The sequence below is a fragment of the Rhizobium sp. R634 genome, assembly GCF_002211305.1.
GTDB lineage: Bacteria > Pseudomonadota > Alphaproteobacteria > Rhizobiales > Rhizobiaceae > Rhizobium.
In genome coordinates this window covers 225,291-237,035 of the sequence record NZ_LOKW01000002.1, presented here as the reverse complement: position 1 = coordinate 237,035, position 11,745 = coordinate 225,291, and the positions used below count along the sequence as shown (strand labels likewise).

Below are 11,745 nucleotides of genomic sequence, written 5' to 3'. Positions count from 1 at the left end.
GTCAGTTTGCGGCCCCCGCCGCATCGTGCCTCGATGAAAAAATCGCCTGCAGATTTGGAAGGATGATGAACTCGCCACCCCGCTTCACCAGGCAGTTGATGTAGTCGGCGCGCCAGCGCATGCCGACGCTCGGCGGCGCCTCGCTCGCGGTCTTCGCAAGTGTCGTCACCTCGTTGACCTTGTCGGTTCTGAGGCCGACCAGCGTCGGCTCGCCATGCAGATCGATCTCGATGACGATGAAGCGGCTGTCGATCGTGGCTTCGGCCGCTTCCATCCCGAAGGCGAGGCGCAGGTCGGCAAGCGGAATGACCTTGCCGCGAAAGTTGATGACGCTCGCGACGAAGGGCTGGCTGCCCGGCACTGCGGTCTCAGGAAGCAGGTCCAGGATTTCCTGGACGATGACCGCTTCCAGCGCGAAGGTCTCGCCATTGAGATCGAAGGTCAGCACCTCGACTTCCTCGGCATAGCTCCAGTGATTGTCGAAACGCTCGGCTGTTGCTGCTGCACTCATCCTGCTACCCGCAATTGCGCCTCCTGTTGCTGACCCGCGGCAACCAGGTGCCCGACGTCGAGAATGAGAGCGACGCTGCCGTCGCCGAGAATGGTCGCGCCCGAGAAGGTCGCGACATTGTTGTGCAGTTTCGACATCGACTTGATCACCGTCTGGTGGTCGCCGATGATCTGGTCGACGACGAGGCCGACGCGCTCGGTGCCGGTCGAAATCACCACCACCTTCTGATGCACGTCGGGTTTGGTGCCGGTACGGAAGAGATCGCGCAGGCGCAGGAACGGCACCAGACTGTCGCGCAGCGAGATAAAGCTGCGGCCGCGCGAGCGGAGATCTTCCTCGAGCGACAGTTCGAGGCATTCCTCGACCGCCGAAAGTGGGATGACGTAGCGGCCGGAGCCGACACGCACCAGCAGGCCGTCGATGATCGCAAGCGTCAGCGGGATGCGCAGCGATACTTCCGAACCCTGCCCCGACACGCTGACGATATCGATCGCGCCGCGCAACGCCTCGACCGTCTTCTTGACCACGTCCATGCCGACGCCGCGGCCGGACAGATTGGTGATCGCCGCGGCCGTCGAGAAGCCGGGCGCGAAGATCAGCTGCAGGAGCTCGGAGTCCGAAAGCGGCTGGCCGGGATGGATCAGGCCGGAAGATTCCGCCTTGGCGCGAACCCGTTCGCGGTTGATGCCGCGGCCGTCGTCCTTGATCGAGATGATCACTTCGCCGCCGGCCTGGCGGGCCGAAAGCGTCACCGTGCCGGCCTCGGTCTTGCCGGCGGCCAGGCGATCGGCAGGCGTTTCCAGACCATGGTCGATCGAGTTGCGCACCAGATGCACCAGCGGATCGGCCAGGCGCTCGATGACCGTCTTGTCGACTTCGGTGGTTTCGCCCTCCGTCACCAGCTCGATCACCTTGCCGGTCTCGCGGGCGAGATCGTGGACAAGGCGGCGGAAGCGGGAGAAGAGGGTCGCGACCGGCACCATGCGCAGCACCATCATCGTGTCGCGCAACTCGCCGGAAAGGCGTTCGATTTCTTCCGAGACGGAACGCAGCGCGATATCGGTGCTGGCGCTGGCGAGCTGGCTGAGGCGCGATTGCGCGATGACGAGCTCACCGACACGGTCCATCAGCTCGTCGAGCCGTTCGGCCGGGACGCGCACGTTCTCGGCAGCCTTCGCCTGGCTAGCGGCGGCGGGCGCGTCACGCTTCACAGGAACCGCTTCGACGGGCCGGAATTCCGGCACGGCCGCCGGCGCAACCGGTGCCGGCGCTACCGAGGCGACAGGAGCAGGTGCCGGCTTTGCTTCGACAGGGGCAGCCACTGCCGGCGTTGCGCCGTCGATCTCCTCGACGCTGAGTTCCATATCGTCGAGCACGAAGATGAAGACGTCGTCGATCGCCGAACGGTCCTGCTCGCTGGTCAGCGTCACATCCCAGGAAACATAGAGTTGCGTCGGTGTGAGCTCATCGAGAGGCGGAATGGCCGAGGTGTTGGCGCACACGGTGCATTCGCCGAGATCGCGCAGCTCGTCCAGCAGGCCAAGCGGATTGGTACCGTTGGCCATCGAATTGGCCGGCAGGCTGAAGCGGATGCGCCAGCTGTTCTTCTTTTTTACTGGTGCCACCTGGGGAATGGCGGCTGCCGTTGCGGCCGGCGCCGCCGCCTTGCCGCCGACGGCGGCCTGCAGCTGGGCCAGAAGCTTCTGCCCGGTATCGCCATGATCGGCATCCGGCTGATCGACGAGCGCACGCATATGATCCTGGGCAGCGAGAACGGCAGCGACGAGTTCGCTGGTCGCCGCCACCTCGCCCTTGCGGACGCGGTCGAAGGCCGTTTCGCAATGATGGGTGAAGGCGGCGAGCGCCTCGAAACCGAACATCGCGCCCGAGCCCTTGAGCGTGTGGAGCCCACGGAACACGGCGTCGACCAGATCCTTGTTGTCGAGCTGGTGCGTCAGGTCGAGAAGACCGGCCTCGATCGCTTCGAGGCATTCGGCAGCTTCCATGCGGAATACGGCGACGGGATCGAGCGTACTCATCTTCCTAAGACCTTTTTGACGATCTTCACCAGATTTTCAGGATCGAACGGCTTGGTCAGCCAGCCCGTAGCGCCCGCGGCCTTGGCGCGGGCCTTGAGGTCGGCGTCCGATTCCGTCGTCAGGAAGATGATCGGCACGCCTGCCTGCGCCGGCAGCTTGCGCAGTTCCTCGATCATCGTCAGCCCATCCATCACAGGCATGTTGAGATCGGTTACGATCAGATCGAAGCTGCTGCCCTTGGCCGCCGCGAGGCCCTCTGCCCCGTTCACCGCCTCGGTGACGCTGTAGCCGGCATTGGTCAGCGTGACCTTGGTGGTCAGGCGAATGCTGGCGGAATCGTCTACAGTCAGGATATTTGCACTCATAACGTCACCTCTTTATGCAACCAGAAATTTGCGTCTTCTTGATCGAAGGATTCTATAAAACCCGCGCGCTCAAGTACCTTCAGGACTGAGCCGCTGGCCGGCGAAGATAGTTTGAACGTCTTTCCCTTGACCTTTGCTTGACGGCGCGAGGATTCGATGAGTTGAACGAAACTCAGATCCGCTTCCGCACCTTCGGGAATGCTGATGACGATCGCATCATTACTATGAAACTCGTCAGAAAGCTTGGAATATAATTCGGACGCATAGCGAATACTCAGCCCGTCCGGGAGATTTATAGATTCGTAATATTGCTTTGGAGTATCCAATGCAGCCTCCTGGGCCGGGGAAATACTTGACGACCCTAAAAGGACTCTCACGGCAGCGTTAATGGCGGGTAAACAGCGGTTGTATGAAACGGCTGTATAGCGGATCCCGCGACTCCCAATTCTCATCGGGGATAAGTTGTATTTTTGTCTCAGAATTTTCGAATAAACGAATAGAAATCAGCATGTTGACGAATGATCGCCGGCTATGCGGATGTGCACGGCAGCGGTTCCACATCTTTCGTTAATCACAACGCAGACGAGTCTGGCGTGTTTACCGGTCGTTTCCATCCTGCCCGTAAAAATAGAGTCAAATTGCCTGTGTTTTAAGAAAAGGTAAAAAGTTGGTACACGCTCAGGTATCACTGCACCCTGCGGCCTACACATCGGGGCGGGACATCAGCCAGACTCTGGAGGCCGCCCGCAGCCAAGTCGAGGAACGCTTCCTCGAAGGCGGGACGGTGCTGCTGTCGGTGATGGATGTCCTCAACCGTCTGTTGAACTCGCTCGAAAGCGTCGCCAAGACCCTCGACAACAAGGAGTCGAGTGACACCAGCACCGATCTCAGGGCAACGGTGGAAAGCCTAATGGCACTGCCGGCCACCGAGGAAAGCCGTCAGCAGGCGCTCGTCTCGCTGGCGCAGACCGGCAGGGAGCTGCGCAAGCATGTCGCCGACATGCAGGAAACGATGCGTTATCTCAGGACCTTCGCCGTGACCGTGAAGATCACCGGCGCCGGGCTTGCCGAATTCGCCGGCTTCGCCCAGGAAATCCTGGAGCGCATCTATTCAGGCACCGACGAGGTCAACCGTTTCGCCGCCCATCTCGACAGCCTCGAGAAGGAGGTCAAGCTCGCCGCTTCGCTCGGAGCCAGCGTTTCCCGAGGCTACGCCGATACCGTTCCGGCCGTCGCGGCAGCGCTGCGCGATGACGCAGCCAAGATTGCCGGGCACCGCAAGGATCTGGGCGTCATTGCCCGTGAAGTCGGCGCGATCGCCCGCGGCGTCCAGACCAAGGTCGCCTCGACATTGTCTGCCCTGCAGATCGGCGACATCACCCGGCAGCGCATCGAGCACGTGCAGGCGACCTTCTCCCTGCTCGAGGATTTCTTTGCCGGCGAGGATGGTTCCAAGCTCGACGCCGGCGCGCGCCGGCGCCTCCAGAACGTCATTCATCATCTGACTGCGGCGCAGATGAGCGAGATGTGCGCCGATTTCCAGCGGGATTCGGAAAACGTCGTGAAGACAATCGCGAGTTTCGACCACGACATGAAGGAAATTCTCAAGCTGCGTGATCAGATGAGCGGCGAAAGCGGCGAGGCTGACGGCAACTTCATGCGCGCGCTGGAATCCAGCGTCTCGGCCGCCCATGAGATCGTCCAACAGGTCGATGCGGCAAGCCGGCAGGCCGACCAGGTCAGCCAGTCGACGATCGGCACGGCCGCCAAGCTGTTCGAGGCGATCGGCAATATCCGCGCCGTCAAGACCGATATCCATTATATGGCCCTGAACACCAACCTGCGCTGCAGCCGCCTCGGCGAGGAAGGCAGGTCGATCAACGTCGTCACCGCCGAGCTGCGCATCTTCGCCGGCAAGCTCGACGATTCCGCCGATGCCATCGTCAACGGCCTGCCGGCGCTCGAAGCCGCGGCCGGCCGCGTCGCACCTGCGGCCGATGGCGAGGCCGGCGGCCTGGGAGAAAGCCTGACATCGGCCGTCGGCAACATCCGCTCGGCCGCCAACTCGATGGAAAGCGAGTTGAAGGTGCTTGCCGAGAATGGCCGCGAGGTCGCCACCAAGATCAGCCTGCTGATCGGCAAGCTCGATTTCCAGCATGATCTCGGCGACGTGCTCGCCCGCTGCGCCGATCTGCTCGAAAACACCGCCGGTACTGACGTCGCCGACATCTCCGACCTCACCGAGACGATCGCGCCGCTCGACCGCAAGATCTTCAAGCTCTACACCATGGTCCAGGAGCGCAATGTCCATCGCGGCATCATCCCGGCGAGCGAGGAAGCTGCCGCCGCTCCGGCCGAGGCGCCGAAAGCCGAAGACGACGAGGATCTTTTCGCCGACGCGCTTTTCTGATGCTATCTCCGGGAGCGGGACGCCGTTAAGCCCGATCTCCCGGCCTAACGCATAATTCAGCCGCTATCGCCGCCGGAACTTGTTGGCCGCATCGATCGCCGCCCTCTGCTGAGTGTCTTCGATGCCGAGATAGAAATCCTCGAGCGAAGGATCGGCGAGCCCGGCGCGGCGCGACAGCACGTACCATTTCGCCGCCTCGATCGGATTGGGCGGCGTGCCGATGGCGTTGATATAGAGATGGGCGAGCTTGTTCTGCGCGACGACGTTGCCGCCGTTGGCCGCAAGCTTCAGCCATTCGAAGCCTTTGACGTAGTCCTTCGGACCGCCGACGCCGTTGACGAGCCAGATGCCGAGATCGAGCTGGGCCGTGTCGAAGCCGGCGCGCGCTGCGCGCACCATCCACTCGCGGGCGAGGCGCTTCTTTTCCTCCGGCAGGTCCTTCAGCGTCGCATAGATCTGCGCCACCGCATATTGCGAATCGGCAATGCCCTGCTCGGCCGACTTCTCGTAGAAGGGCAGCGCGAGCCTCAGCCCTTTCTCGCCGGGATTATCGGCAACGACAATCTGCGCCCAGTTGAATTCCGCCGACGGATTACCGGCCTCGGCGGCCTTGTGCATGTACTCGTCGGCTTTGGCCTTGTCGCGGTGTACGCCCTGGCCTTCCATCAGCATCAGCGCGTATTTGAACATGGCCGCCGCATCGCCGCCTTCGGCCGCCTTGCCGTACCAGAAGGCGGCGTTCTTCACGTCCTTCTTGACGCCCAGTCCTTGCGACAGGATTTCGCCGATCAGCGTCTGCGCCGCCGGATCGCCGAGCTGGGCGCGCGGCAGCGCCTTGTCCATCGCCGTCAGGTAGTAACCACGCTGATAGGCGCCGTAAGCCTCGTCGATCGGCCCCTTGTAATCCTTCTCCGGCGGCAGGTCGGGCAGCTTCGCGCCCATGCGGTCGAACACGCCGACGCCATCGGAAGGCTTTACATCCTCGCCGTTGAGCCGGTCGGTGCGGAAGGTCGAGGCCGGCGCCGTGCCCGGCTGGCTGATGACGCTGTCGGGCGCCTGCGCCAGGGCAATATCCGGCCCGGCCGCAGCGAGAGCGGCCATGCTGGCAAGGAAATATTTCAAAAGGCGGGCGGGCGGGATCGGCATGAGCGCGATTTCAATCCTCAAACCGTGGCGCTTTTTCGTCAAGAAGAGCGTTGATCTCGGCAATGATCGACGGCGCCCGCCCGGCTTCGGCAAAGACCGCCAGCCGTAGCGCCACGAACTCCGCGCCGGTCTCCGCGACCGCGAGCGCCGAGGCGGGATCGGTGCCGCCCATGACGATACAGGGAATCTCGATCATCGATGCCCACCATTCGCCGAGCGCGAGATTCTTCGGATGCGCCTCCGGCTTGATATCGCCGTCGAGCTTGCCGAAGAAGATATAGTCCGGCCTGGCTTCGCCGATTTCGAGCGCCGTATGCCGGTCGCTCGCATTGCCGCCGCCGACGATCAGCTTCGGCGCGTGCTTGTCGATCGCTTCCGAAAGCGCCTCCGCATTGGCGGAAAGGTGCAGGCCGTCCGCCTTTGCCCGACCCGCCACACGGCTGTCGCCGGCGATCAGCGCCGCGGCGCCGGCATCCTGAATGACGGGCACCAGCTTCTCGGCATGTTTTTGGAAGGTGCCGTCGTCCAGTCCGTATTGCGGCACGATCACCGAGGCGACGTCGCCGCCCTTCAGCGCGTCGGCGACGATCTTTGCCTGCTCATCGGCATCTGCAATGTCGGGCACAATGAGCACAAGACGGCAGCGGTTTTCCGGTTCGGTCATGAGGTCTTTCCGTTTCCTGCGGATTCCCTTCCAAAATGGCGGAACCGCACTCGTTTTGTGTGAGTAGTTCCGTTAGAGGAGGCTTGCAAGAGGAGGACGCCGAAAGCATGCCGCAGGATCTGTCATTCTACTACGCCGCCGTGCCCGCCGTTCTGCTCGTGGGCCTTGCAAAAGGCGGCATGGGCGACGCTTTGTCGCTGATTGGCCTGCCCTTTCTCGCCTTGGTCGTCTCGCCGGTCGAGGCGGCGGCGATCCTGCTGCCGATCCTGGTCTTCATGGACATGATTTCACTCGTCGTCTGGCGCAAGCACGGCGACTGGGCGACGCTGAAGATCATGCTGCCCGGGGCCATCTTCGGCATCGGCCTCGGCTGGGCGACATCGGCGCTCGTTCCGGGCAATATTCTGCGCATCGTCATCGGCGCGGTGACCATCCTCTTCTGCCTGCGCTATTTCTGGAATAATTTCGGCCCCGGCGCCGGCAAGGTGATCCCGCCGCGCGGCCAGCGGTCGGTCGCGGCCGGCTTCTGGGGCGCGTTCTCGGGTTACGGCAGCTTCGTCGCCCATGCCGGCGGCGCGCCCTTCCAGATCTATGCCCTGCCTCTCAAGCTGCAGCCGCGCGAATATACCGGCACCAGCGTGCGCTTCTTCGCGCTCCTCAACGCCATCAAACTCATCCCCTATTTCGCGCTCGGCCAGCTCGACACGCAGAATCTGGCGACCTCGGCGACGCTTTTGCCCTTCGCCCCGCTCGCGACCCTGGCCGGCGCCTGGTGCGTGCGGCGTATGAGGCCCGAGATTTTTTATCCCTTCATGTATGCGATGGCCCTGATCGCCGCCTTCCTGATCGTGCGCGAAGGCCTTGGCTGGTAACGGCCGCGGCAGCACGCTGCAATGCACAATTTCCTTGCCGGAACGGCTGGTTTGACGTAGTTTTCCCGGTATGTCGAACACAGACCCTTTCTCTGCGATTGCCGATCCGAACCGGCGGTTTCTGCTGGAGGAACTTCGTCGTGCGCCGCGGACCGTCAATGAGCTCGCCGAAGGCCTGCCGATCAGCCGCCCGGCCGTGTCGCAGCACCTGAAGGCGCTCCTCGACAGCAACCTCGTCTCGGTGACGGCGGAAGGCACGAAGCGCATCTACACGGTCAACAACCGCGGCTTCGACAAGCTCAATCTATGGCTGGATCAGTTCTGGGCCTGATACGCACCCCGCAACCTGCGGGCATTGTGCGAATCACATGAACCAGTTTGAGGCGTATCGCCCTCGCAAAAGCGCCAGCCGCAATGCCGCATGCATCGGGCTGGCGCAATTCTGGTGTCTAATCACCGGGTCTTGCAAAATTTTAGGCGGAATGGATGGATTTTACCTCTTCTAACGCAAGATGATCGCCCGGCGACCCTTGGGAAGATTAATGGACGGATGACTTGAGACGCTGAATCTCGTCCTTGATGCGCAGCTTACGGCGCTTGCATTCGGCAATTTCGGTATCTGAGATAGAGGGAGATGTTCTGAGTGCGTGCAACTCCTCCTCGAGAGCTACATGCTTTTTCTGGAGTGATTCAAGATGAGCTTCAACTGTCATTTGACCCTTCCTTCCTCTTACCCTCCCCGACCATCGTCGTCGGGGATCAAGGTGTCAACGCGCGGACTGTGACATATTTTTGAAGGCTTGTCGAAGGCCAAAAGATGAAGAAGAGATGGCAAATTCATGATCAACACTAACTAGCCGTTACCCGTATTTGGTGATAGGAGCTTGCGGAAATCATCGGCAGATCGGACAAGATCCGAGCGCGATAACGGGGAATGCATATGGCCGATCAGGAACAGGCGGATATCAGGCTCATGGTGGCGCGTCTGCGTCAGGAGCACGAGGATTTCGACGCCGCGATCAACGCCATGATAGAGACCGGATGCGATGCTCTGCGAATCCAGCGCATGAAAAAGAAGAAGCTCGTCATCAAGGACAAGCTGACCAAGCTGGAAGATCAGATCATCCCTGACATCATCGCTTGAGAGGAATAGCTGCAACGATGACAGACAGACCGCCCGTCGCCATTATCATGGGCAGCCAGTCCGATTGGGAGACCATGAAAAACGCCGCCGACACGCTGGAGGCGCTTGAGATCCCTTATGATGCGCGCATCATCTCGGCGCACCGCACGCCCGACCGGCTGTTCAATTTCGCCAAGGGCGCGCGTGCGGAAGGCTTCAAGGTCATCATCGCCGGCGCCGGCGGCGCAGCCCATTTGCCGGGCATGGCCGCATCGATGACGCCGCTGCCGGTCTTCGGCGTGCCGGTCCAGTCGAAAACCATGTCCGGGCAGGACAGCCTTCTTTCCATCGTGCAGATGCCGGCCGGCATTCCCGTCGGAACGCTCGCCATCGGCAGGGCGGGCGCGGTCAACGCCGCTCTTCTCGCCGCCGCCGTGCTTGCTCTCTCCGACGAGGAAATCGCCGAGCGGCTCGACGAATGGCGCGAACGCCAGAGCGCGGCGGTCGCCGAATACCCGATGGACGACCAATGACTGTAAGCACTATCGGCATCATCGGCGGCGGCCAGCTCGGCCGCATGCTGGCTATCGCCGCCGCCAGGCTGAATTTCCGCACGATCATCCTCGAGCCGCAGGCCGACTGCCCCGCCGCCCAGCTCGCCAACCGGCAGATCGTCGCCGCCTATGACGATCCGGCGGCCCTCGCCGAGCTCGCGGCCGCCTGCGATGTCGTCACCTACGAATTCGAGAACGTGCCCGTCGCGGCTGCCGAGGCGCTCTCGGCGAACATTCCCGTCTATCCACCCGCAAAGGCGCTGGAAGCAGCCCAGGACCGCCTCGTCGAAAAACGCTTCCTCAACGCCTGCGGCATATCGACCGCCCGCTTCCATGCGGTCGAGAGCCAGGCCGATCTCGAAGCCGCACTGAAGGATTTCGGTGGCCAGGGCGTGCTGAAGACCCGCCGCCTCGGTTATGACGGCAAGGGCCAGAAGGTTTTCCGTTCGGCGGCCGACAATCCTGACGGCGCCTATGCCGCACTCGGCGCCGTGCCCCTTATCCTCGAAAGCTTCGTCGCCTTCGAGCGCGAGGTCTCGATCATCGCCGCGCGCGCTGCGGATGGATCGGTCGTCTGTTTCGATCCCGCCGAGAACGTGCACCGCCACGGCATCCTCCATACGTCGACGGTGCCGGCCGCGATCTTGCCATCGACGGCGGACGCAGCCCGCCAGGCGGCGGAAAAGATCCTGGCCGCATTGAGCTATATCGGCGTCATCGGCATCGAATTCTTCGTGCTCGCCGACGGCACCGTGATCGCCAACGAGATGGCCCCGCGCGTCCACAATTCCGGCCACTGGACGGAGGCCGCCTGCGTCGTGAGCCAGTTCGAGCAGCATATCCGCGCCGTCGCCGGCCTGCCGCTCGGCAATGCCGACCGCCATTCCGACTGCGTCATGCAGAACCTGATCGGCGACGATATCCTTGCCGTTCCCGACTGGCTGCGGCGCCCCGACACGCTGGTTCATCTCTACGGCAAGACGGAGTGGCGCGCCGGCCGCAAGATGGGCCATGTCACGACATTGCAGCGGAAATCGCCGGTTTCCGGCTGAGAAAACGCCCTCGAAGCCCGGGAAAAACACCGTCACGCGGTTGACATGGTGGAGGTGACGGGGTATCTGCTCCCCCACCTAAAGAGCGCGCCCTGACGGCGCGCTTTTCATTGTTAAAGATCAACATCGCGGATCACAAAAATGAAGATCAAGAATTCGCTCAAGTCGCTCAAGGCGCGTCACCGTGACAACCGTCTGGTTCGCCGCAAGGGCCGCATCTACATCATCAACAAGCTGAACCCGCGTTACAAGGCTCGCCAGGGCTGATTTCACGCGTCCGGATCGCCTTGCCGCGCAAATCGCGCTTGCAATTCCATCCGGTGGATCGCTACGGTGATCACGTCAAATTTGTTTGATCTTCGGCGTTGGCGGGCTAATATGTCCGCCATGCGCTTTTTTGCTTTGACATCAGCGGCGCTGCCGCTCGCCTTCATTCTGCTTACGTCAGCCGTTCCGGCCGCAGCCGCGGAAAAGGAGGTCATCGTCGAGCAGACGAATGTCAACAGCACGCCGAAACAGCGCCTCGACCAGCTCTTCAGCCAGCTCAAACGCGAGCGCGACCCTGAAAAGGCCAGCAGCATCGCCAACGAAATCCGTCTGGAATGGAATGATTCCGGCAGCGCCACCATCAATCTGCTGATGCAGTGGGCGGACAAGGCGATCGAGGAAAAGCGAAATCCGGCTGCCCTCGACTTTCTCGACGAGGCGATTGCGCTGAAGCCCGATTATGCCGAGAGCTGGAATCGCCGCGCCACGCTGAATTTCGTGATGGGTAATTACCGCAAGTCGATGTCCGACATCGAGCGGGTGCTGGATCTGGAGCCTCGCCATTTCGGAGCCCTCTCCGGCCTCGCCGCGATCCTCAGCAATGCGGGCAACGACCAGCTGGCGCTGAAGGCCTGGCAGCAGTTCCTCAATGTCTATCCCGCCGATCGCACGGCGCAGGAACAGGTCAACACGCTGTCGGAAAAGCTTGCCGGCAACCGCACCTGATTCCAGATCACCCGTT

At 62.2% G+C, this 11,745-nt stretch carries 15 protein-coding genes; 8 read left to right on the top strand and 7 right to left on the bottom strand.

The window, feature by feature from the left end:
- Position 1: 1 nt before the first annotated feature.
- Genes ATY77_RS05350 through ATY77_RS05335 form a run of 4 tightly spaced genes read right to left on the bottom strand, consistent with a single transcriptional unit; the run spans position 2 to position 3,241 of the window.
- Positions 2-511 (bottom strand): chemotaxis protein CheW, encoded by a 510-nt coding sequence (locus ATY77_RS05350; RefSeq protein WP_088677917.1) that lies wholly within the window; start codon positions 509-511, stop codon positions 2-4.
- Positions 508-2,550: a chemotaxis protein CheA gene (locus ATY77_RS05345; RefSeq protein WP_088686430.1), complete on the bottom strand. Its 2,043-nt coding sequence runs from the start codon at positions 2,548-2,550 to the stop codon at positions 508-510. The genes ATY77_RS05350 and ATY77_RS05345 overlap by 4 nt, the downstream gene beginning before the upstream one ends.
- Complete coding sequence (locus tag ATY77_RS05340; RefSeq protein ID WP_008533128.1) at positions 2,547-2,915, bottom strand: response regulator; 369 nt, start codon at positions 2,913-2,915, stop codon at positions 2,547-2,549. The genes ATY77_RS05345 and ATY77_RS05340 overlap by 4 nt, the downstream gene beginning before the upstream one ends.
- Positions 2,912-3,241 carry an STAS domain-containing protein gene (locus ATY77_RS05335; RefSeq protein WP_088686429.1) on the bottom strand — a complete coding sequence of 110 codons (330 nt, stop codon included), beginning with the start codon at positions 3,239-3,241 and terminating at the stop codon, positions 2,912-2,914. The genes ATY77_RS05340 and ATY77_RS05335 overlap by 4 nt, the downstream gene beginning before the upstream one ends.
- A gap of 341 nt (positions 3,242-3,582) precedes the next feature.
- Here ATY77_RS05335 and ATY77_RS05330 point away from each other — a divergent pair, with 341 nt between their 5' ends.
- On the top strand, positions 3,583-5,325 hold the full coding sequence (locus ATY77_RS05330; protein ID WP_088686428.1) for a chemotaxis protein: 1,743 nt from the start codon (positions 3,583-3,585) through the stop codon (positions 5,323-5,325).
- A 63-nt stretch (positions 5,326-5,388) separates the two neighbouring features.
- Here the strand turns inward: ATY77_RS05330 and ATY77_RS05325 are convergent, their stop codons facing one another.
- Positions 5,389-6,471: a tetratricopeptide repeat protein gene (locus tag ATY77_RS05325; protein WP_088686427.1), complete on the bottom strand. Its 1,083-nt coding sequence runs from the start codon at positions 6,469-6,471 to the stop codon at positions 5,389-5,391.
- Positions 6,472-6,481: 10 nt separating this feature from the next.
- Complete coding sequence (locus ATY77_RS05320) at positions 6,482-7,135, bottom strand: thiamine phosphate synthase (protein ID WP_088686426.1); 654 nt, start codon at positions 7,133-7,135, stop codon at positions 6,482-6,484.
- 107 nt (positions 7,136-7,242) lie between these two features.
- On the opposite strand from ATY77_RS05320, the gene ATY77_RS05315 reads away from it, so the two are divergent.
- Together ATY77_RS05315 and ATY77_RS05310 are read left to right on the top strand one after the other, a co-directional pair.
- On the top strand, positions 7,243-8,007 hold the full coding sequence (locus tag ATY77_RS05315) for a sulfite exporter TauE/SafE family protein (protein WP_088686425.1): 765 nt from the start codon (positions 7,243-7,245) through the stop codon (positions 8,005-8,007).
- Between the two features lie 70 nt (positions 8,008-8,077).
- Entirely contained in the window at positions 8,078-8,338 is a 261-nt protein-coding gene (locus ATY77_RS05310) for a metalloregulator ArsR/SmtB family transcription factor (protein WP_088677910.1), read from the top strand.
- A 208-nt stretch (positions 8,339-8,546) separates the two neighbouring features.
- Here the strand turns inward: ATY77_RS05310 and ATY77_RS05305 are convergent, their stop codons facing one another.
- On the bottom strand, positions 8,547-8,720 hold the full coding sequence (locus ATY77_RS05305; RefSeq protein ID WP_088677909.1) for a DUF465 domain-containing protein: 174 nt from the start codon (positions 8,718-8,720) through the stop codon (positions 8,547-8,549).
- Between the two features lie 227 nt (positions 8,721-8,947).
- Here ATY77_RS05305 and ATY77_RS05300 point away from each other — a divergent pair, with 227 nt between their 5' ends.
- From ATY77_RS05300 to ATY77_RS05280, 5 genes are all read left to right on the top strand, one after another.
- On the top strand, positions 8,948-9,151 hold the full coding sequence (locus tag ATY77_RS05300) for a DUF465 domain-containing protein (RefSeq protein WP_088678052.1): 204 nt from the start codon (positions 8,948-8,950) through the stop codon (positions 9,149-9,151).
- 17 nt (positions 9,152-9,168) lie between these two features.
- Positions 9,169-9,663, top strand: a complete 495-nt coding sequence (purE, locus tag ATY77_RS05295) for a 5-(carboxyamino)imidazole ribonucleotide mutase (RefSeq protein WP_088677908.1) — start codon at positions 9,169-9,171, stop codon at positions 9,661-9,663.
- Entirely contained in the window at positions 9,660-10,736 is a 1,077-nt protein-coding gene (locus tag ATY77_RS05290; protein WP_088686424.1) for a 5-(carboxyamino)imidazole ribonucleotide synthase, read from the top strand. The genes purE and ATY77_RS05290 overlap by 4 nt, the downstream gene beginning before the upstream one ends.
- 141 nt (positions 10,737-10,877) lie before the next feature.
- On the top strand, positions 10,878-11,003 hold the full coding sequence (gene ykgO / locus ATY77_RS05285) for a type B 50S ribosomal protein L36 (RefSeq protein WP_003582204.1): 126 nt from the start codon (positions 10,878-10,880) through the stop codon (positions 11,001-11,003).
- Between the two features lie 111 nt (positions 11,004-11,114).
- A complete protein-coding gene (locus tag ATY77_RS05280) occupies positions 11,115-11,729 on the top strand; it encodes a tetratricopeptide repeat protein (protein ID WP_088686423.1) in 615 nt (204 codons plus the stop codon).
- The last annotated feature ends 16 nt before the right edge of the window (positions 11,730-11,745 follow it).